The organism is Streptomyces sp. NPDC031340, from assembly GCF_055569945.1.
Genome location: NZ_JBVIIE010000014.1, coordinates 106,666 through 126,958 on the forward strand (window position 1 = coordinate 106,666; position 20,293 = coordinate 126,958).

At 72.0% G+C, this 20,293-nt stretch carries 19 protein-coding genes; 13 read left to right on the forward strand and 6 right to left on the reverse strand.

Annotated features, from left to right (window positions below; genetic code table 11):
- The first annotated feature begins 36 nt into the window (after window positions 1-36).
- The 5 genes from ACZ5GT_RS13445 (at window position 37) to ACZ5GT_RS13465 (ending at window position 2,780) form a co-directional block, all read left to right on the forward strand.
- On the forward strand, window positions 37-450 hold the full coding sequence (locus ACZ5GT_RS13445) for a sortase-dependent protein (RefSeq protein WP_469020593.1): 414 nt from the start codon (window positions 37-39) through the stop codon (window positions 448-450).
- Window positions 447-1,100 (forward strand): class F sortase, encoded by a 654-nt coding sequence (locus ACZ5GT_RS13450; RefSeq protein ID WP_469020596.1) that lies wholly within the window; start codon window positions 447-449, stop codon window positions 1,098-1,100. Before ACZ5GT_RS13445 ends, ACZ5GT_RS13450 begins: the two co-directional genes overlap by 4 nt.
- Window positions 1,097-1,588 carry an RNA polymerase sigma factor gene (locus ACZ5GT_RS13455; protein WP_469020599.1) on the forward strand — a complete coding sequence of 164 codons (492 nt, stop codon included), beginning with the start codon at window positions 1,097-1,099 and terminating at the stop codon, window positions 1,586-1,588. The genes ACZ5GT_RS13450 and ACZ5GT_RS13455 overlap by 4 nt, the downstream gene beginning before the upstream one ends.
- A complete protein-coding gene (locus ACZ5GT_RS13460; protein WP_469020602.1) occupies window positions 1,572-2,168 on the forward strand; it encodes a hypothetical protein in 597 nt (198 codons plus the stop codon). Before ACZ5GT_RS13455 ends, ACZ5GT_RS13460 begins: the two co-directional genes overlap by 17 nt.
- Before the next feature lie 90 nt (window positions 2,169-2,258).
- Window positions 2,259-2,780 carry a hypothetical protein gene (locus tag ACZ5GT_RS13465; protein WP_469020605.1) on the forward strand — a complete coding sequence of 174 codons (522 nt, stop codon included), beginning with the start codon at window positions 2,259-2,261 and terminating at the stop codon, window positions 2,778-2,780.
- On the opposite strand, the gene ACZ5GT_RS13470 is transcribed toward ACZ5GT_RS13465, so the two are convergent.
- The 3 genes from ACZ5GT_RS13470 to ACZ5GT_RS13480 form a co-directional block, all read right to left on the reverse strand.
- Window positions 2,773-3,957 (reverse strand): serine hydrolase domain-containing protein, encoded by a 1,185-nt coding sequence (locus tag ACZ5GT_RS13470; RefSeq protein WP_469020608.1) that lies wholly within the window; start codon window positions 3,955-3,957, stop codon window positions 2,773-2,775. The two genes, ACZ5GT_RS13465 and ACZ5GT_RS13470, sit on opposite strands and share 8 nt — an antisense overlap.
- A 192-nt stretch (window positions 3,958-4,149) precedes the next feature.
- Window positions 4,150-4,836, reverse strand: coding sequence for a glycerophosphodiester phosphodiesterase (locus ACZ5GT_RS13475; protein WP_469020611.1), 687 nt, complete (start codon window positions 4,834-4,836; stop codon window positions 4,150-4,152).
- Between the two features lie 19 nt (window positions 4,837-4,855).
- Window positions 4,856-6,019: an adenosine deaminase gene (locus tag ACZ5GT_RS13480; RefSeq protein WP_469020616.1), complete on the reverse strand. Its 1,164-nt coding sequence runs from the start codon at window positions 6,017-6,019 to the stop codon at window positions 4,856-4,858.
- 56 nt (window positions 6,020-6,075) lie between these two features.
- Between ACZ5GT_RS13480 and ACZ5GT_RS13485 the strand changes: the two genes are divergently transcribed.
- A complete protein-coding gene (locus ACZ5GT_RS13485) occupies window positions 6,076-6,876 on the forward strand; it encodes a DUF4190 domain-containing protein (protein ID WP_469020619.1) in 801 nt (266 codons plus the stop codon).
- A gap of 58 nt (window positions 6,877-6,934) precedes the next feature.
- Here the strand turns inward: ACZ5GT_RS13485 and ACZ5GT_RS13490 are convergent, their stop codons facing one another.
- The gene (locus ACZ5GT_RS13490; protein WP_469020623.1) at window positions 6,935-7,507 is read right to left on the reverse strand and encodes an NADAR family protein; all 573 of its coding nucleotides are present in this window, start codon (window positions 7,505-7,507) and stop codon (window positions 6,935-6,937) included.
- Between the two features lie 209 nt (window positions 7,508-7,716).
- Here ACZ5GT_RS13490 and ACZ5GT_RS13495 point away from each other — a divergent pair, with 209 nt between their 5' ends.
- The 6 genes from ACZ5GT_RS13495 to ACZ5GT_RS13520 are packed head-to-tail and all read left to right on the forward strand — an operon-like array spanning window position 7,717 to window position 14,904.
- Window positions 7,717-9,252 carry a gamma-aminobutyraldehyde dehydrogenase gene (locus ACZ5GT_RS13495; RefSeq protein WP_469020630.1) on the forward strand — a complete coding sequence of 512 codons (1,536 nt, stop codon included), beginning with the start codon at window positions 7,717-7,719 and terminating at the stop codon, window positions 9,250-9,252.
- A gap of 55 nt (window positions 9,253-9,307) precedes the next feature.
- Window positions 9,308-10,555 carry a polyamine ABC transporter substrate-binding protein gene (locus tag ACZ5GT_RS13500; protein ID WP_469020634.1) on the forward strand — a complete coding sequence of 416 codons (1,248 nt, stop codon included), beginning with the start codon at window positions 9,308-9,310 and terminating at the stop codon, window positions 10,553-10,555.
- A gap of 8 nt (window positions 10,556-10,563) precedes the next feature.
- Window positions 10,564-11,718 (forward strand): ABC transporter ATP-binding protein, encoded by a 1,155-nt coding sequence (locus ACZ5GT_RS13505; protein WP_469020638.1) that lies wholly within the window; start codon window positions 10,564-10,566, stop codon window positions 11,716-11,718.
- Window positions 11,718-12,653 carry an ABC transporter permease gene (locus tag ACZ5GT_RS13510; protein ID WP_469020641.1) on the forward strand — a complete coding sequence of 312 codons (936 nt, stop codon included), beginning with the start codon at window positions 11,718-11,720 and terminating at the stop codon, window positions 12,651-12,653. The genes ACZ5GT_RS13505 and ACZ5GT_RS13510 overlap by 1 nt, the downstream gene beginning before the upstream one ends.
- Window positions 12,654-13,454 (forward strand): ABC transporter permease, encoded by an 801-nt coding sequence (locus ACZ5GT_RS13515; protein ID WP_469020646.1) that lies wholly within the window; start codon window positions 12,654-12,656, stop codon window positions 13,452-13,454.
- 31 nt (window positions 13,455-13,485) lie between these two features.
- Window positions 13,486-14,904, forward strand: coding sequence for an NAD(P)/FAD-dependent oxidoreductase (locus tag ACZ5GT_RS13520; RefSeq protein WP_469020651.1), 1,419 nt, complete (start codon window positions 13,486-13,488; stop codon window positions 14,902-14,904).
- Here the strand turns inward: ACZ5GT_RS13520 and ACZ5GT_RS13525 are convergent.
- Together ACZ5GT_RS13525 and gabT are read right to left on the reverse strand one after the other, a co-directional pair.
- Window positions 14,901-15,464 (reverse strand): phosphatase PAP2 family protein, encoded by a 564-nt coding sequence (locus ACZ5GT_RS13525; RefSeq protein WP_469020654.1) that lies wholly within the window; start codon window positions 15,462-15,464, stop codon window positions 14,901-14,903. The two genes, ACZ5GT_RS13520 and ACZ5GT_RS13525, sit on opposite strands and share 4 nt — an antisense overlap.
- A 511-nt stretch (window positions 15,465-15,975) precedes the next feature.
- Entirely contained in the window at window positions 15,976-17,310 is a 1,335-nt protein-coding gene (gabT, locus tag ACZ5GT_RS13530; protein ID WP_469020657.1) for a 4-aminobutyrate--2-oxoglutarate transaminase, read from the reverse strand.
- A 452-nt stretch (window positions 17,311-17,762) separates the two neighbouring features.
- Between gabT and ACZ5GT_RS13535 the strand changes: the two genes are divergently transcribed.
- On the forward strand, window positions 17,763-20,174 hold the full coding sequence (locus ACZ5GT_RS13535; protein ID WP_469020661.1) for an ATP/GTP-binding protein: 2,412 nt from the start codon (window positions 17,763-17,765) through the stop codon (window positions 20,172-20,174).
- Window positions 20,175-20,293 lie beyond the last annotated feature (119 nt).

Below are 20,293 nucleotides of genomic sequence, written 5' to 3' on the forward strand. Positions count from 1 at the left end.
ACCACCGGCGGGCGGACCGACGAAAGAGAGCGATCCATGCGCCGAACCGGCTTCAGTGCCCTGGTACTCGCGTGCACCGCCGTCCTGGCGGGCGTGGTGCCCGCGTTCGCCGACGGGGCGACCGACGCGGCGACCTCCTCGCCCACGCCCCGCCCGGCCACCACCGCCCCCTCCACCCGGCCTACCGAGGCCCCCTCCACCCGGCCTACCGAGGCCCCCACCACGGCGCCGAGCGACGCCGAGCGCACGCGCAAGAGCCCGGCTCCGTCCCGGAGGGCCTCGGACCAGGTCACCGTCGTGCCCAGCGGGGCGCCGGACACCGGCCGGGTGCCCGCTTCCACGGAGTCCGGCGGCGCGGCCGGGCTGATCGGCGGGGGCGCCGCCGCGGCGGTCGTCGCGGGCGGCGGCGCGGTCCTCCTCGTACGGCGTCGGCGGGCGACGGGGGAGTGACCCCGCTGGCCAGGCGCGCCTTCCTCGCCTCGGCGGCGGCGGTGCTGCTCGCGGGCTGCGGCGGGCCCGGGACCGCGGCGGTCTCGCCGGAGCGGACCGAGGGGGCCGGACGAGCCGAGAGGACCGGGGAGTCCGCCGGGACCGGCGCCGACGGGGGCTCCGCCGCATCAGGGCACGCGCCCGCGCGTTCGGCTCCGGTGCGGCTGCGCATCCCCGCCATCGGGGTCGACACCCCCGTCCTGCGGCTGGGACTGGCCCCCGACGGCAGCGTGCAGGTCCCCCCGGTCACCGCGCACGACCGGGCGGGCTGGTACCGCCACTCGCCGGCGCCGGGGCAGACCGGCCCCTCGGTGATCCTCGGTCATGTCACCGTCGGCGCCTACGGGGACGGGGTGTTCCGGCACCTCGCGGAGGTGCGCCGCGGTGACCGGATCGCGGTGCGCCTGGCCGACGGCGGGACGGTGCGGTTCGCCGTCACCGCCGTACGCACCGTCGCCAAGGCGGACTTCCCGACCGATGAGGTCTACGGGAACGTGGACCGGCCGGAGTTGCGTCTCGTCACGTGCGGCGGACCGCGCAGCGGCGACGGTTACCGCGACAACGTGATCGTCTTCGCCGCACCGGCGTCGAGTGCTGCGGGAGAACGGTGACACGGTCCCGTGAGAGGGCGGCGTCCGAGCTGTTCGCCGCCCTCTATCCGCGCCTCGCCGGCTGGTGCCGCCGTCTCGTCGACGACGACGAGACGGCCCACGAGATCGCCTCGGAGGCGTTCACCCGGTTATGGGCCCGCTGGACGGCCGTGGCCGAGCCCCAGGGCTTCCTCTACGTGACCGCCGCCAACCTGGTCCGCGACCACTGGCGCAAGCTGGAGCGCGAGCGCCGGGCGGTGCGCCGGGCCACCGTCGAGGCCGCGGTGCGCCCGCCCGCCGAGCAGGCCGATCCGTCGGTGCGCCTGCTCGTGCAGTCCCTGCCGGACCGGCTGCGGGTGCCGATCCTGCTGCACTACTACGCTGACATGCCGATCCGGGAGGTGGCCGTGCTGACCGGGCGCAAGGAAGGGACCGTCAAGGCCGATCTGCACACGGCTCGCGAGCTGCTCCGCGCCCACCTGAGGAGAAGCCTTGATCACACACGCTGACGACGGTCCGGACTTCGACCCCGACGACCCGCTGACCGTCCTGCTGCGCCCCCCGGCCGGCCACCTCGGGCCGCCCCCGGGCCGCTACGAGGCGATCCGCCGCGGTGCGGCGCGTCGCCGACTGCTGCGTGCCGCGGCCGGAGCCGGCGCCGTCTGCGCCGTCGCCGTGCTCGTGGCGCTGCCGCTGCGGTCTTTCGGACCCGGGACGCCCGCGCCCCCCGCGGTCCCGCTCGCCCCGCCGCCCGCGAGCGGTCCGGTGACCGGGCCGAGCCCGTCGGACTCGCCCCGGCCGGCCGCGACCGACCCCACCACCCGCCCCAGGACCCTCGCCCCGACCCCGGCCGATGGGTCCGGCCGCACCCGCCGGGCCGGCCGCGGCGATCCGACCGGCCCGACCGCCCGGGCGTCCTCGGCGGCACCCTCGAAGGCATCGACGGGGGCGGCGACGGGCTCGACCCGCTCGACGGGGTCGCTCTCCTCGCGTACCGCCGCACCGTCGGCGTCCCGGAGCCGGTACTCCGTCCCCTCCTCCGCGTCCTTCACATCCTCCGCATCCTCCGCGGCGGAAGCGCGGGGATGAGCGAGGTGCGGAGCGACCCGCCCCGCGGACCGCGCGGCCTGGCCTGGGGGCGCTTTTGAACACGTTCAAACACGGGGCTACGCTGCCGTCATGAGCGACAGAGCCGCCCTGCTGAAGGGCATACGCGTCTGGTTGGTCCTCTTCATCGTCTGCCTGGTGCTCAGCGGCGCCACGGCCTTCCCCCTCGTCCACGAACTGCGCTGGACCGAGGACCTGTTGCGGTCGCTGTCGGTGTCCGACCACCTGCCCGCGCTCACCGACTGGATCGAGCGCGTGCGGCGCGGAGTCGACACCGCCGACGCCGAATACCCCTTCCTGCTCTACGGCACGGACTGGCTGGCCTTCGCCCACCTGGTGATCGCGGTCGCCTTCTACGGCCCCTACCGGGACCCCGTCCGCAACATCTGGGTCGTCGAGTTCGGGATGATCGCCTGCGCCGGGATCATCCCGCTGGCGCTGGTGTGCGGGCCGGTCCGCGGCATCCCCTTCTGGTGGTCCGTCATCGACATGTCGTTCGGCGTCTTCGGGGTGATCCCGCTGTACGTCGTACGCGAGAAGATCAAGCGGCTGGCGGCGCTCGCTCCGGACAGCGTTCCGGTGGCGGCTACTTGAGCGCGGCCAGGGCGATCCGCCGCGCGACCGGGTTCGTCGACTCGCCCTTGGCGTCGGTGGCGCCGACGCAGTAGATGAGGGTGCGGCTCAGGTCGCGGGTCGCGGCGAGCACGGTGCTGTAGCCGTACCGCGCCCCCGACTTGAGCCAGTAGACCCGGCCCCCGTACTCGAAGCGCTGCAGACCGGCGCTGTAGGTCGCCCCGTCGATGCCCGCCGGGACCGTGAACATCTCCCGCAACTGCGGTCCGGGCACGATCCGCCCCGTGAACAGCGCCGTGACCAGGCGTTCCAGATCCGCGGTCGTGGAGATCATGTCCCCGGCCGCCCAGCGGTCCGCCTGGTTCCACTCGGTCACGTCCACGAAGGCGGTCGTGCCGTCGGGCTTCCGCACCGCCTGGTAGCCGTGGTTGTGCGGGCCGCGGATGCGCGGGTCGGTGCCGGGGAAGTAGGTGTCGCGCAGGCCGGCGGGGCGCAGGACGAGCCGGGCGGCCTCGTCGGCGTACGCGCGGCCGGTCACCTTCTCCACGAGCAGGCCGAGGACCGTGTAGTTGACGTTCAGGTAGTGCTGCCGCTTGCCGGGGCGGAACTCCGGGCCCTTCGCCACCGCCGACGCGACGACCTGACGCGGCGTCATGATGTCGAAGCGGTGCGCGTACTGCTCCTCGAAGGAGTCCCCGAAGCCGTCACCGGCCGGGATGCCGCTGGTGTGGTTCAGCAACTGCCGTACGGTGACCGGCTCGAAGGCGTCGCCGAGCAGGCCGGGGAGGTAGCGCTGCACCGGCGCCGACAGGTCGATCCGGCCCTCGGCCGCCAGCCTGAGCACGACGGCCGCCGTCACCACCTTCGTCGTCGAGCCGGCCCGGAAGCGGGCGTCGGGGTCCGCCGCCCGGCCGCTCGCCAGATCGTGAACGCCCGCGCTGCCCCGCCAGGCGCCGTCGCTGCCGCCGACCCGCACCAGGGCCGCGGTCGCGTTCTCGTCCGGGAGCCCGGCGATCGCGGCGCGCAGCGCGTCGGCGTCGGGAGCGCCGGAGGACGCCGTGCCATGGCCGACGGCCGGTGCAGGTAACGGCGCGGCTGCTGCGGCCGATGCGGCGAGGGCGGAGGCGGCCGGCGGGCCGGCGGCCAGGGTGAGGACGAGACAGGCGGTGAGGGCGGAGCTGCGGCTGCGTGCGCGCATCGACTCTCCAGGGATCGTCGGAGGGGGCCGGAGGAGGCCGGAGGAAGTCCGTGATCATCCTCCGGCCGCACGCGCGCGCCCGGATCGTCGGCGAGGAGGGTGCCCGACCCCGGGGAAACTCCGACCAAGTGCCCACCGCTGCAAGGGTGTTGTCAGGGATCGCCCCCTAGGGCCTGTCGCGTCGCGCCCCGGCTACAGCGGGACGCGCAGGGGACTGAGCACGTCGACGCGGTTGGTGGTGATCGAGTCCACGCCGACGCCGATCAGCCGGCGCATGGAGCGGCGGGTGTCCGGGGTCCAGACGGACAGCAGGTAGCCGTCGCGGTGGACGCGGGCGGCGAGGGTGCGGTCGACCAGGGAGAAGCGGTAGTTGAGCCAGCGCGGGCGGATCGCCTCCAGCAGGACCGGCCGCGGGGGCGCCAGCGTGGTGCGGGTCAGGGCGATCTCCGCGGACGGGTCGGCCGCGCGGACGGCGAGCATGGCGGCCGCGCCGGCGCAGTAGTACACCCGCTCCCGTGCCCCGGCCTCGCGTACCACGTCCACCACCCGGCGGGCCGCCCGCACGTCCGGCTCGCCGGGCAGGTCCAGCATCACCCGGGTGCCGTCGGTCGCGGCCAGCGCCTCCGCCAGCGTCGGCACCCCGCCGTCCGTCAGCTCGCGCACCTCGTCGGCCTTCAGCGACCGCAGCGGCCGGTCCCGCTCCCACAGACGCTTCAGCGTCGCGTCGTGCAGCAGCACCGGCACGCCGTCCTTCGTCAGCCGTACGTCGATCTCGACGGCGTCCGCGCCCAGGCCGAGCGCGGAACGCAGCGAGCCGACGGTGTTCTCGCGGACGCGGTAGGGGTCGCCGCGGTGGGCCACGGCGGTCACGTTCTGCATGACCCCCATTGTGGCGGGATCAGGGGGCGAGCCACGCGGTGGTGTACGCGTCGATCTCGTCCCGGATCCGTGCCTTGCCCGCCTCGTCGAGGAAGGAGACGTCGACGGCGTTCTTCGCGAGGGCCGCGAGACCCCGCTCGTCGAGCTCCAGCAGGCGGGCGGCGACCGCGTACTCGTTGTTCAGGTCGGTGCCGAACATCGGCGGGTCGTCGGAGTTGATCGTCACCAGGACGCCCGCCTTCGCGAACTCCTTGATCGGGTGTTCGTCCAGGTCGCGCACCGCGCGGGTGGCGATGTTGGAGGTCGGGCACACCTCCAGCGGGATCCGCCGCTCGGCCAGGTGCGCGAGCAGTTCCGGGTCCTGGAAGGAGTTCGTGCCGTGCCCGATGCGCTCGGCCCGCAGGTGGGTCAGCGCGTCCCACACCGTCTGGGGGCCGGTGGTCTCGCCGGCGTGCGGCACCGACCGCAGCCCGGCGGCGATCGCCCGGTCGAAGTACGGCTTGAACTGCGGCCGAGGCACCCCTATCTCGGGCCCGCCGAGGCCGAAGGAGACCAGGCCCTCGGGGCGCAGCCGGTCGTCGGTGGCCAGCCGGGTCGTCTCCTCGGCGGCCTCCAGGCCGGCCTCGCCCGGGATGTCGAAGCACCAGCGCAGCACGGTCCCGAAGTCGGCCTCGGCCGCTTTGCGGGCGTCCTCGATCGCGTCCATGAACGCGCGTTCGTCGATGTTGCGCCGGGTCGAGGACCACGGGGTCACGGTCAGCTCGGCGTAGCGCACCTGCTGCCGGGCCATGTCGCGGGCCACCTCGTACGTCAGCAGCCGTACGTCCTCCGGCGTGCGGATCAGGTCGACGACGGACAGGTACACGTCGATGAAGTGGGCGAAGTCCGTGAAGGTGAAGTAGTCGGCCAGGGCCTCGGGGTCCGTGGGCACCTTCGAGTCGGGGTGCCGGGCGGCCAGTTCCGAGACGATCCGGGGGGAGGCGGAGCCGACGTGGTGGACGTGCAGTTCGGCCTTGGGCAGCCCGTTGATGAAGGCGTGCAGGTCGCGCGGGACGGCGGCGGACGTGTCGAGACGGTCGGTCAAGGGTTCCTCCCCGGGAACGGCGTCCCGCGGCGGTCGGCCGGGCGGAACGCGGGTGATCGGCTGATCGGTGACTCGGGGATCATCGTAGGCCGAGCCCACGCGTGGCCGGGCCGGGCCGTAGAGTGACGGGACGTCCGAGAGAGGGGACCCGCCGCATGTCCGACGACGCGCAGCCGCCGACGCCGGAGAACGGCGCCGTTCACTGGCCGGCCGCCCCCGGCGACGCGACCGGCCGGGTTCCCCTGGACAAGCCCGAGCCCGTGCCCGAGCTCGTGCCCGAGCCGGAGCCGAACCCGTGGGCGCCGCCCGCCGCCGACGCCCCGGCGGGCCCCGGTCGGCACACCGGCGCCGGGCAGTTCCCGGCGCCGCCCTCCGTGCACGACGAGCGGACGGTCGTCTCGATGCCCGGCACCGGCGGCACGCCGCTCCCCTCCCAGCCCTGGGCCGGCCCCTTCGCCCCGCCGACACCGCCGGCCCCGACGCCCCAGTCGCCCGGCGCCGTCCACCCGCACGCCGAGCCGGTCCCCCCGCCCCCCATCGCGCCCGACGGCCCCGGCCAGGTCCCCTACGGCTACCCCGGCGGCCACGGCTACGGCAGCCCGTCCGGCTACGGCTACCCGTCCGGCAGCCCGTCCGGCAGCCCGTCCGGCTACGGCTACCCGTCCGGCTACGGCGCCCCCGGCCATTACGGCTGGCCCGGCATGACGCCGATGCCCAGCAACGGCATGGGCATCGCCGCGATGGTGACCGGGATCGTCGGGGCCGTCGTCTTCTGTCTGTGGCCGATCGCCATCATCCTGGGCGTGCTCGCCCTGATCTTCGGCTTCATCGGCCGCGCCAAGGCCGCCCGGGGCGAGGCGACGAACCCGGGCCAGGCGCTGACCGGCATCATCTGCGGAGCCGTCGGCATCGTGCTCGGCCTGGCCGTGATCGCCTTGCTGATCGCCAACCCCTGACCCGCGCCCCGGACCCCTCTGATCACCGCCCCCTGATCACGCCGCCGGGGCGGCGGTGTCACCCGCCCCCGGCCAGCCGCTCCCGGGCCTCCATCAGGGCGAAGCCCAGCAGGTTCGCGCCGCGCCAGCGCTCGGGGTCCGTCGCCGCCTCGTCGGTCGCGGCGAGGCCGATGCCCCAGACCCGGTCCACCGGGCTCGCCTCCACCAGGACGCGGTCGCCGGTGTTCAGCAGGAACTCCCGCAGACCGGCGTGGGCGGCGAACTTGTGGACGCTGCCCTGCACCACGATGCCGAACCGCTCGCGCTCCCAGACGGCCTCGTCGAAGCCGCGCACGAGGCGCCCGGCCTTCTTCGCCTGCGAGGGGTGGCCCGCCGCCAGCACCTGCCGCTCCGCCTCCGCGTCGCCGAACAGCCGCGCCTTGCCCGCCATCATCCAGTGCTCGGCGGTCGTGTAGGTCACCGAGTCCACGGTGAACGGCGACGGCCACCACTGGCTCAGACAGCCCGGCCCCACCCGGCCGTCGGCTCTCGGCCGATGCCCCCAGAAGTGCAGATACTTGAGTCCGGCCCCCGCTCGGACCGCCTCGACCAGCGATTCCCTGGAGTCGATCTTCCCCGTCACCCGTTCCATGCACGCGAGTGTCGCAGCCACCACTGACACTCCGTCCTCCCTTTTCAGGGGCGACTCGACACCTGGTCGACAGATTCCGTCGCGTAACCGAAAGGCAACAACGGAATCACTTGTAGGAGTCCCTTTGCTCTGTCAGGATCGGCACTCAAATCGGACTGGAGCCACGCCACCCGCCCCATGAGCCGGGTGCCCCGGCGGAGGAGAGCGACATGCACAACCCGGGCATCGCCACCCCGGAACGATTCCCCGCCCAGGACCGTTTCGCGGGCGGCGCGCAGTACATCGCGGGCCGCCCGGCGAAGGGCACCTCGGGCCACACCTACGCGGTCGTCGACCCCGCGACCGGCGAGGACGTCTATACGTACGACCTGGCCGGCGCCGACGACGTGGACGCGGCGGTGGCCGCGGCGCGCGAGGCGTTCCCGGAATGGGCGGCCGCCACCCCGGGCGAGCGTTCCGACGCCCTGCACCGCCTGGCCGCCGTGCTCGCCGACCGGGCGGAGGAGTTCGCCCGCGCCGAGTCCCTGCAGTGCGGCAAGCCGCTGAAGCTGACCCGCGAGTTCGACGTGCCGGGGACGATCGACAACACCGCCTTCTTCGCCGGCGCCGCCCGCCACCTGCAGGGGCAGTCCGCCGGCGAGTACTCCGGCGACCACACGTCGTACGTGCGCCGCGAGCCCATCGGCGTCGTCGGCTCGATCGCGCCGTGGAACTACCCGCTGCAGATGGCGGCGTGGAAGATCCTCCCGGCGATCGCCGCCGGCAACACCATCGTGCTGAAGCCGGCCGAGCTGACCCCGCTGACCTCGCTGCTGTTCGCCGAGGCCGTCACCGCCGCCGGGATCCCCGACGGCGTCGTCAACATCGTCACCGGCACCGGACGGGAGGCCGGCGAGCGCCTGGTCGGCCACCCCGACGTGGCGATGACCTCCTTCACCGGCTCGACCGCCGTCGGCAAGCGGGTCGCCGAGATCGCCACCGCCACCGTCAAGCGCCTCCACCTGGAGCTGGGCGGCAAGGCACCGTTCGTGGTCTTCGACGACGCCGACCTGGACGCGGCCGTCAACGGCGCGGTCGCGGGCGCGCTCATCAACACCGGCCAGGACTGCACCGCCGCCACCCGCGCGTACGTGCAGCGGCCCCTGTACGAGGCGTTCGTCGAGCGGACGGCCGCCCTCATGGACACCGTCCGGCTCGGCGACCCCTTCGCGCCGGGCACCGATCTCGGTCCGCTGATCTCCCACCTCCAGCGCGACCGCGTCGCCGCGTTCGTCGACCGCGCGCGCTCCTACGCGCGCGTGGTGACCGGCGGCGAGGCCCCGCAGGGAGAGCTCACGAAGGGCGCGTATTATCGGCCCACCCTCATCGCCGACGCGCCCCAGGACAGCGAGGTCGTGCAGTCCGAAATCTTCGGCCCGGTACTGGTGGTCCTGCCCTTCGACACCGACGACGAAGGGATCAGGCTCGCCAACGACACCCCGTACGGGCTCGCGGCCTCCGCGTGGAGCCGTGACGTCTACCGGGCAGGCCGCGCCACCCGCGAGATCAAGGCGGGCTGCGTGTGGATCAACGATCACATCCCGATCATCAGCGAGATGCCGCACGGCGGCTACAAGGCGTCCGGCTTCGGCAAGGACATGTCTGCCTACTCCTTCGAGGAGTACACGCAGGTCAAGCACGTCATGTTCGACAACACGGCGGTGGCCCGGAAGGACTGGCACCGCACCGTCTTCGGGGACCGATAGCAGAATCGGCCGCCTGACCCGCGGCCCCTCACCCTCCCGAAAGGGCACCACGCGCATGGAGCAGTACGAGCCCGACCGCCTGTCCCCGGCCCAGGTGGCCGCCATGCGGCGCAGCTTCCGCAACGGCAGGGCCTCACTCACCCGCCGTTCGCTGCTGCGCGCCTCCGCGGGCGGCGCGCTCGCGGTCGGCGGACTCGGGGCACTCAGCGCCTGCGGGATCCCCGCGGCGGGCAACACCAAGGGCGGCGTCTCCGCGGAGGACCACTCGGCCGAGGAGAAGGTCGTCAACTTCTCCAACTGGACCGAGTACATCGACGTGGACGACAGCGAGAAGCACCACCCCACGCTCGACCGGTTCACCAAACGCACCGGCATCAAGGTCAAGTACACCGAGGACATCAACGACAACGTCGAGTTCTTCGGCAAGATCAAGCCGCAGCTGGCGGCCGGCCAGGACACCGGGCGCGACATCATCGTGCTCACCGACTGGCTCGCGGCCCGCCTGATCCGCCTCGGCTGGGTCCAGAAACTGGACCCGTCCAACCTGCCGCACGCCTACGCCAACCTGTCGCCGCAGTTCCGCAGCCCCGACTGGGACCCCGGCCGCGCCTACAGCTACGTCTGGCAGGGCATATCCACCGTCGTCGCGTTCAACAAGAAGGCGCTCGACGGCATCGAGGTCAAGTCGGTCTCCGACCTGCTCGACAACCCCAAGCTCAAGGGCCGCGTCGGCTTCCTGTCGGAGATGCGTGACAGCGTCGGCATGACCATGCTGGACATGGGCATCGACCCGGGCAAGTTCACCGCCGACGACTACGACAAGGTGATCGCCCGGCTGCAGAAGGCCGTCGACAAGGGGCAGATCCGCCGCTTCACCGGCAACGACTACACGTCCGACCTCACCAAGGGCGACCTGGCGGCCTGTGTGGCCTGGGGCGGTGACATCGTCCAGCTCAAGGCGGACAGCCCGGACGTCGACTTCGTCCTCCCGGACAGCGGCTACATGACGTCGACGGACAACATGCTGATCCCGAACAAGGCGCGTCACAAGACCAACGCCGAGCGGCTCATCGACTTCTACTACGAGCCCGAGCAGGCCGCGGCGCTCGCCGCCTACGTCAACTACGTGTCCCCGGTCGACGGTGTGAGGCCTTACCTCACCAAGATCGACAAGGGCGCGGCCGACAACCCGCTGATCCTTCCGGACAAGGCCACGGCCGCCAAGTCCCACGCCTTCCGCTCGCTGAGCTCGAAGGAAGAGACCGAGTTTGAACAGAAGTTCGCGAAGCTGACTGGGGCGTGATCACCGTGATGAACAAGAACGACACCGGCGGCGACGTCCGACTGACGGGCGTCAGCAAGACCTACGGCTCCTTCACCGCCGTCCACCCGCTCGACCTGACCGTGCCGCAGGGCTCCTTCTTCGCCCTGCTCGGCGCCTCCGGCTGCGGCAAGACCACCACCCTGCGCATGATCGCCGGCCTGGAGGAGCCCACCACGGGCACCGTCCACCTCGGCGACCAGGACGTGTCGCACCTGCCGCCCTACAAGCGGCCGGTCAACACGGTCTTCCAGTCCTACGCCCTCTTCCCGCACCTCGACATCTTCGAGAACGTCGCCTTCGGTCTGCGCCGGCGCGGCATCAAGTCGGTGAAGAAGCAGGTCGAGGAGATGCTGGAGCTCGTCCAGCTCGGCGAGCAGGCCCGCAAGAAGCCGCACCAGCTCTCCGGCGGCCAGCAGCAGCGTGTCGCGGTGGCCCGCGCGCTGATCAACCACCCCAAGGTGCTCCTGCTCGACGAGCCCCTCGGCGCCCTCGACCTGAAGCTGCGCCGCCAGATGCAGCTGGAGCTCAAGCGGATCCAGACCGAGGTCGGCATCACCTTCATCCACGTCACGCACGACCAGGAGGAGGCCATGACCATGGCCGACACCGTCGCCGTGATGAACGGGGGCCGCGTCGAGCAGCTCGGCTCGCCTGCCGACCTGTACGAGAACCCGCAGACCACCTTCGTCGCCAACTTCCTCGGCACCTCCAACCTCATCGAGGCCGAGGTCGACACCATCAGCGGCGACGACATCGTCCTGCGGGCCGGCGGCGGCAAGCTCGTGCTGCCCGGGACGCGCTGTTCGGCGCCCACCACGACCGGCGGCAAGGTGCTGGTCGGCGTACGCCCGGAGAAGATCTCCGTCGTCCCCGTCGAGGACGCCGGAGAGATACCCGTCGGCCGCAACCGGATCACCGGCACGATCGCCGACTCCAGCTTCATCGGCGTCTCCACGCAGTTCGTCGTCGACAGCCCGGTCTGCCCCGACTTCGAGGTCTACGTGCAGAACATCGACCGCGACCACCGGCTCGCGCCCGGCGCCGAGGTCGTCCTGCACTGGAACCCGGCCCACACCTTCGGCCTGGACGCTGCTCAGGACATCGACGCGGGCGTCGAGACGGTCGAGGAAGAGGCGGCCTGATGACGACGATCACCGAGGCGGAGGCGCCTCCGCCGCTCGCCCCCACCACCGCGAAGACGAAGCCGCCACGCAAGCGGGGCCGCCTGGTGCCGTACTGGCTGCTGCTGCCCGGCATCCTGTGGCTGCTGGTCTTCTTCGCGCTGCCGATGGTCTACCAGGCGTCCACGTCCGTGCAGACGGGCTCCCTGGAAAAGGGCTACCAGGTCACCTGGCACTTCGCGACCTACTGGGACGCGCTGTCCGAGTACTGGCCGCAGTTCCTGCGCTCGGTGCTGTACGCCGGCTCGGCGACGATCCTGTGCCTGATCCTCGGCTATCCGCTGGCCTACCTGATCGCGTTCCGCGCGGGCCGCTGGCGCAATCTGATCATGGTCCTGGTGATCGCGCCGTTCTTCACCAGCTTCCTGATCCGCACGCTCGCCTGGAAGACCATCCTCGCGGACAGCGGCCCGGTCGTCGGCGCCCTGGACTCGCTGCACATCCTGAGCGTCACCAACTGGCTCGGCATGACGGCCGGCGACCGGGTGCTCGCCACCCCGCTCGCGGTGGTGTGCGGTCTGACGTACAACTTCCTGCCGTTCATGATCCTGCCGCTCTACACCTCGCTGGAGCGCATCGACGGACGGCTGCACGAGGCGGCGGGCGACCTGTACGCGCGCCCGGCCACCACGTTCCGCAAGGTCACCTTCCCGCTGTCGATGCCGGGCGTGGTCTCCGGCACGCTGCTGACCTTCATCCCGGCGGCCGGTGACTACGTCAACGCCGACCTGCTCGGCTCGACCGACACCCGGATGGTCGGCAACGTCATCCAGACCCAGTTCCTGCGGATCCTGGACTACCCGACGGCGGCGGCGCTGTCGTTCATCCTGATGGCCGCGATCCTCGTCATGGTCACGTTCTACATCCGCAAGTCCGGCACGGAGGATCTGGTTTAAATGGCCTTCGTCAACTGGCTCAAGCGCCACCTCGTCGTCATCGCGGGACTGCTGACTCTCGGGTACCTGCTGCTGCCGAACGTCGTCGTGACGGTGTTCTCCTTCAACAAGCCGAAGGGGCGCTTCAACTACGAGTGGCAGCAGTTCTCCACGGACGCCTGGAAGGATCCGTGCGGCGTCGCCGACATGTGCGGCTCGCTGTCGCTCAGCCTCCAGCTCGCGCTCTGGGCGACGATCGGCGCCACCGTCCTCGGCACGATGATCGCCTTCGCACTGGTCCGCTACCGCTTCCGGGCGCGCGGCGCGGTGAACTCGCTGATCTTCCTGCCGATGGCGATGCCCGAGGTCGTCATGGCCGCCTCGCTGCTCACCCTGTTCCTCAACATGGGCGCCCAGCTGGGCTTCTGGACGATCCTGATCGCCCACATCATGTTCTGCCTGAGCTTCGTGGTGACGGCGGTGAAGGCGCGCGTGATGTCGATGGACCCGCGGCTGGAGCAGGCCGCGCAGGACCTGTACGCCGGTCCGGTGCAGACGTTCCTGCGGGTCACGCTGCCCATCGCCGCCCCCGGCATCGCGGCGGGCGCGCTGCTCGCCTTCGCGCTCTCCTTCGACGACTTCATCATCACCAATTTCAACGCCGGCTCGACCGTCACCTTCCCCATGTTCGTCTGGGGTTCGGCGCAGCGCGGAACGCCCGTCCAGATCAACGTCATCGGCACCGCCATGTTCCTCATCGCCGTGCTGCTCGTGCTGGTCTCGATGGTCGTCGGCAACCGCCGCAACAAGCAGAAGGCGTGACCCGCCGCAACCCTGTAGGGAGTTGAAAATCATGGCCCCAAGCGCCATGAGCCGTTGGACAAGAGCACTCTCCGACGCCCAGCCGGTCCCGTACTGGCTGGACGACCCCGGCAAGCCCCGTCCCGAGCCCGCCCTCACCGGCGCCGAGACCTGCGACCTGCTGGTCGTCGGCGGCGGGTACAGCGGACTGTGGACCGCGCTGATCGCCAAGGAGCGCGACCCCGGGCGGGACGTCGTCCTGCTGGAAGGCCGCGAGGTGGGCTGGGCCGCCTCCGGCCGCAACGGCGGCTTCTGCGCCGCCTCCCTCACCCACGGCCTGGCCAACGGGCTGACCCGCTGGCCGGACGAGATCCACAAGCTGGAGGAGCTGGGCGCCCGCAACCTCGACGAGATCGAGGCCGCGGTCGCCCGGTACGGGATCGACTGCGACTTCGAGCGCACCGGCGAGATCGACGTCGCCACCGAGACGTACCAGGCGTGGGAGCTGCGCGACTGGTACGAGGAGATGGAGCGCCGCGGCCTCGCCGACGGCGTCGAGTTCCTGGACGCCGAGGCGGTGCGCAGTCACGTCGACTCGCCCACCTTCCAGGCCGGCCTGCACGACCGCACCGGCGTGGCCATGGTCAACCCGGCCCGGCTCGCCTGGGGCCTGAAGCGGGCCTGCCTGCGGCTCGGCGTCCGCGTGCACGAGCACACGCCCGCGCTCGCCCTCAAGCCGTACGGCGCCGGCATGGCCGTACGCACCCCGTACGGTTCGGTGCGCGCCCGCAAGGTCGCGCTCGGCACGAACATCTTCCCGAGCCTGGTCCGGCGGGTGCGCCCGTACACCGTCCCGGTCTACGACTACGCGCTGATGACCGAGCCGCTGACCGACGAGCAGCTCGCGTCGGTCGGCTGGAAGAACCGCCAGGGCCTCGGGGACAGCGCCAACCAGTTCCACTACTTCCGGCTGTCCGCCGACAACCGCGTCCTGTGGGGCGGCTACGACGCGGTCTACCCCTACGGCGGCCGGGTGCGCGCCGAGTACGACGACCGCCCGGAGACCTACGCCAAGCTCGCCGAACACTTCTTCACCTGTTTCCCGCAACTGGAGGGCGTCCGCTTCACGCACGCCTGGGGCGGCGCGATCGACACCTGCTCGCGCTTCTCGGCGTTCTTCGGCACCGCGCACCAGGGGAAGGTGGCGTACGCCGCGGGCTACACGGGCCTCGGCGTGGGCGCGACCCGGTTCGGCGCCGAGGTGATGCTGGACCTGTTGGCGGGGGAGACGACCGAGCGCACCTCGCTGGAGATGGTCCGCAAGAAGCCGCTGCCCTTCCCGCCCGAGCCTTTCGCCTGGACCGGCATCGCGCTCACCAAGTGGTCCCTCGCCCGCGCCGACGCGCACGACGGCCGGCGCAACCTGTGGCTGCGGACCATGGACCGGCTGGGCCTCGGCTTCGACAGTTAGCGCTCTTGGCCTGTGGTCTCCCGCGCCCAGCGGGAGACCACCAGCGTCAGGCAGGTCAGCAGCACCGTGCCGAGGCACCAGCTCGCCAGGACGTCCAGCGGCCAGTGGTACCCGCGGCGGACCAGGCCGAAGGCGACGGCGAGATTGGCGGCGGCGCAGGCGACGACGACCACGCGGCGGGCGGTCACCGAGGCCAGCCAGGGCAGCAGCAGCACCGCCGCCGCGCCGTAGGCCACGGCGGCGGTCGCCGTGTGACCGGAGGGGAAGTAGCCGGTGCCCGGCGGCACGGCCGGGGTGCCCGGGCGGGCGGTGAACTCCTTGAGCGGCACCACCAGGGCCGGCACCAGCGCCATGAAGACGGCCGCGCCGAGCGGCGGCAGCCACCAGCGCCGGGCGCCCGCCCGACGGCCACGCCGGGCCACGTCGGCCAGCACGAGGGCGAGGACCGGCAGCGCCACCCCGACACCGCCGAGGTCGGACAGCAGTTCCGAGACGCGGTCCGGGTGCACCAGCACGCGGCTGACCCGCTCGTCCACGCGCACCAGCGGACCGTCGGCCACGACCTGCCAGGTGATCAGCGCGAAGAGGAGAGCGGGTAGCCCGAGAAGGAGGAAGGAGAGGAAGGAGGCCGGCCGCCCCGGAACAGGGGGGGTGGTTCCGGAGCGGCCGATCGGATCGGAAGGACGCCCACCCCGGGGGGTTTGGGGCGGGCGACTGTCCGATCGGTGAGGAGATCCGGAGCCGGAGGCCCCGGTTGTGTGCGCGAGGGCACGACCAGGTCGAAGCTGGGGAGGCCCCGGCCTGAGGTCGTCCGCAGTCCCCTGCGGACGGGGTGTTTCTCTCATCTGCGTAGAACCTACGGCAGGGCCGGGGGCGGCGACAGACGGAATCGCACCCCGACATCCACCTCGCACACGTTCTTCACACGCTCTGCCGTTGGCCGCCCCAGCCCTGGGATCAGCTGTGCGGGCGGGCGCTCAGATGCCCGCGAGAACCTGCCTTCGGGTGCCTGAGAGCCTGCTCTCAGGCACCCGCGAGAGCTCGCTCTCAGGCACCCGCGAGAGCTCGCTCTCAGACGCCCGCGAGACCCTGCTCGATGATGTCGAGGCCCTCGTTCAGCAGGTCCTCGCCGATCACCAGCGGGGGCAGGAAGCGCAGCACGTTGCCGTAGGTGCCACAGGTGAGGACCAGCAGGCCCTCGGCGTGGCAGGCCTTGGCGAGCGCGCCGGCCGCCTCGGGGTTCGGCTCCTTGGTCGCGCGGTCCTTGACCAGCTCGATGGCGATCATCGCGCCGCGGCCCCGGACGTCGCCGATGATGTCGAACTTCTCGGCCATGGCGGTGAGGCGGCCCTTCATGATCGCCTCGATGTTCTTCGCCTTGGCGTTGAGGTCCAGCTCCTTCATCGTCTCGATCGCGCCGATCGCGCCGGCGCACGCGACGGGGTTGCCGCCGTAGGTGCCGCCGAGGCCGCCCGCGTGCGCGGCGTCCATGATCTCGGCGCGGCCGGTCACGGCGGAGAGCGGCAGACCGCCCGCGATGCCCTTGGCCGTCGTGATCAGGTCGGGGACGATGCCCTCGTCCTCGCAGGCGAACCACTGGCCGGTGCGGCAGAAGCCGGACTGGATCTCGTCCGCGACGAAGACGATGCCGTTGTCGGAGGCGAACTGGCGGATCGCGGGCAGGAAGCCCTTGGCCGGCTCGATGAAGCCGCCCTCGCCGAGCACCGGCTCGATGATGATCGCGGCGACGTTCTGCGCGCCGATCTGCTTGGTGATCTGGTCGATGGCCTGCGCGGCGGCCTCGGGGCCGGCGTTCTGCGGACCGGTCGGCCAGCGGTAGGCGTAGGCGACCGGCACGCGGTAGACCTCGGGCGCGAACGGGCCGAAGCCCTGCTTGTACGGCATGTTCTTCGCCGTCAGCGCCATCGTCAGGTTGGTCCGGCCGTGGTAGCCGTGGTCGAAGACGACGACCGCCGGGCGCTTGGTGTACGCACGCGCGATCTTCACCGCGTTCTCGACGGCCTCGGCGCCGGAGTTGAACAGCGCGGACTTCTTGGCGTGGTCACCCGGCGTGAGCTCGGCGAGCGCCTCGGCGACCGCCACGTAGCCCTCGTACGGGGTGACCATGAAACAGGTGTGGGTGAAGTCGGCGAGCTGCGCGGACGCCCGGCGCACGACGGCCTCGGCGGACGCGCCGACGGTCGTCACCGCGATGCCCGAGCCGAAGTCGATGAACCGGTTGCCGTCGACGTCCTCGATGATGCCGCCGTCCGCGCGGGCGGCGAAGACGGGCAGCGTGGAGCCCACGCCCTGCGCCACCGTGGCGACCCGGCGGGCCTGCAGTTCCTGCGACTTCGGACCGGGGATGGCGGTGACGAGGCGGCGCTCCTGCGGAAGTGCGCTCATGGGGGCTCCTGTGGGGTTTTACGGCCTTACGAACTCTTTCCTCGCAGGCTAGGACGGGGAGCGGGGGGTGGGCATGCTCCATGTGGGCGTTGTCGGGACGGCGGATTGTCCGCCGTGGCCATAGCGAGTGGCCGATGGCGGGCCGCCGTGGCGAGTGGCCGTATACGGATGGCGATGGCGATGGCGAGCGGCCGTCGCGACGGCGGAGGCGGCGCGCGCCGCCGGTGGTCGCCCGACGGCCCCCGTGTACCCGCCTGCGGCGCCCGCGCACGCCCACGGCCGCGTTCCCGGACGCCCTGAACGAGCGGATGCGGCGCCCGCGCAAGCGCACCCGCACGGTCCGGTCCGGACCCGGCCGGTGCGCTCGGCCGCGCAATCGGTGAACTCCCCTTGCCGGGGCGTTAGATTGACCGCTGATGGTGCACCAAACGGCTGGTCGGGGAGCGAGGGCGATGGACAGCGACGGGACGCAGGACGCGCGGGGCACGCATGCGAACCCGGTGCCGCGCCCGGCAGGTCCGCCGGAGATTCCGGCGATGCCGCCGAGGCCCGCACGGCCACCGGGGACGCCACCCGCGCCGGAAGGGCCTCACCGCTCCTCCTCCACCCTTGCCGCCTGGCTCGATGCGGCAAGGCCGACCGCCCGGCCGGGGATCTGGCGGTACGGCTACCGTCCGAAGGAGACCCCCGAGCGGCTCGCTCCGATGACGGCCGCCGGCATGTTGATCCCGCTCGTCCTGGCGATGGGGGTGTGGTCCTTCTGGCGGCGCGGCGAGTTCCCGTACCAGGCTGTTCCATTGAGGATGTTCACGCCTGACGACTGGTGGTGGGGCGGCTCGGTGGTCGCGCCCAAGCCGGTCCCGGGGTGGACGATCGAGGAACCGGGGCGGGACGCCCTGATGATCTACGACGGTGTCTTCTTCGCCGTACTCGTTCTCGCGGTGGGCACACTCGGCAGCTGGCGCGCGATCGTCCGCCACTACATGAGCCGCCTGTCCCAGCCGGTACGCGCCCTGGTGGCCGCCCTCCTCGCCCTCGTCGCCCTCAGTTTCGTCTTCCCCGACGCCTTCCCGGGCGTCGGATGGTCCGCGGTGCCGGTCGTCGATCCGCTGCTCTCACTGACCGTGCTGGTCTCGGACGGCTACGGTCTGGTGAGTTCCTCGCTCTACACGGACCTGCTCTACGCGGTCGTCGCCCTGCTCGTGGTGTGGCCGTTCGCCCGCCTCGGCGACTGGTTGCCGTACGTGAAGGAGCGGTCGGCGACCGACCGGGCGAGTACCGCACCCAGCACTCCCGTGCTGGTTCGCCCGCGTTCCCGGTGGCCCGAACTCCGTGACGCCGGCCAGCACGAGGCCGCGGACCTGCTTACCGCCGAAGTCGTCGGCGAACGTATGAACGACGTCGACTGTGCCCGCATCGAGTACGCCTTCGGTGTCGCGCGGCGCAGTGCCACGCTGGACGCTTTCCGCGACACGGTCCTGCGCCAGGGCGGCGCCGCCTGGACGCATCCGTCCGGTGACCGGGACCTGCCACGCCGGACCGTCCCTCACGACCTGCTCGTCGCTCAGGTGCGTATCGGGCGGTGGGTGGCGGCCGAGCGGGCCCCGCAGCCCTACCACGATTCCGGGGTCGCCCTCGGTCCGGAAGAGCTCGGCACGTCACTGCTCGCCGTCGGCCCCTCCGGGTCCGGCAAGACCCGCACCCTCGTCGAACCCGTGACCGAGGCACTCGCGCTCCAAGCGCTCACCGGACGCTGTGCCGTGGTCGCGGTCTCCGCCGCCGGGAGTCCGCTCGGCGTGGACGAGGCGTTCGACGTGATCGTGCGGATCGGTGATCCGTCCTCGGTCCACGATCTCGACCCGTACGCCGAGTCCAACGACCCGGACGAGGCGGCCGCCATCCTCGCCGAAGCGCTGGTGGGCGATCTCGACACAGTCGGTGCGCAGAGTGCCGTGACAGCGCTGGCGCAGACACTCGGCCCCTTCCGGGCGGTGCACGGCCGCTTCCCCACCCTGCCGGAGTTGCGCGAGCTGCTGGAAGGCGAGGAAGGGACACTGGCTCGGCTGTTGGAGGCGCTTGCCGCGAGCGGAAACGAGGTCATGCGCCGCGAGCTCGACGCGCGCGTCCGGCTGGCCGGCACGCCGGGTGACGCGGGCCGGGCCCTCGCCGACCGGCTCTCGCTGCTGAACCGGCCGGTGTTCGCGGAATTCTTCGGCGGCGGCAGGGGCAGGCCGTTCTCACTGCGCGCGGTAGCGGATCACCCCCTGCGCGTGCGGATCGACCTGCCCGAGCGCGGCAACGAAGAAGCCGGCCGCATCATCACACGGCTGGTCCTCGCGCAGTTCCATGCCATCGCCCGGGAGCGTCGGCGCGGGCACTTCGCCTACCTCGTCCTGGACGATGCGACGGGCACGATCACCAAGGAGTCGGTACGCCACATCCAGCGGCTGCGTGCGCAGAACGCGGGCGTGCTGCTCGCACTGCGCACCATCGGTGACGTCCCCGAGGCGCTGCACGGCCCGCTGTACGGAGCGGTGGGCTGCCGCATGGCCTTCTGCGGCGTCACCACCTGGGACGGCAGCCGGTTCGCGCAGACCTGGGGCACCGAGTGGGTGGAGACCACGGAGGTCGCCAAGCACACCGTCTTCGCCGACCAGCCGATGACCCGGGCCGTCCACGCACTGCGCAAGCTGGTCACCGGCAAGGCGGTGACGACGGATGCCGTGACCGTGCGCCAGGTCGAGCGGGAGCGGTGGTCGGCGTCCGAACTGGCCCACGGGGTGCCGCCGGGGCACGCGGTGCTGTCGCTGACCACGGTGCAGGGCGAGCACGCGCCGCCGCTGCTGGTGGATCTGCGGGGCTGAATTCCGGCCGTGCGGAGAGGCCGGCCGACCGTACGAACGGGAGGCCGGTCGACCGTACGGTGAGGCAGAATCGGGACAGGTCGTTCATACACCACGGCCAAATGATCACAGGGATCATG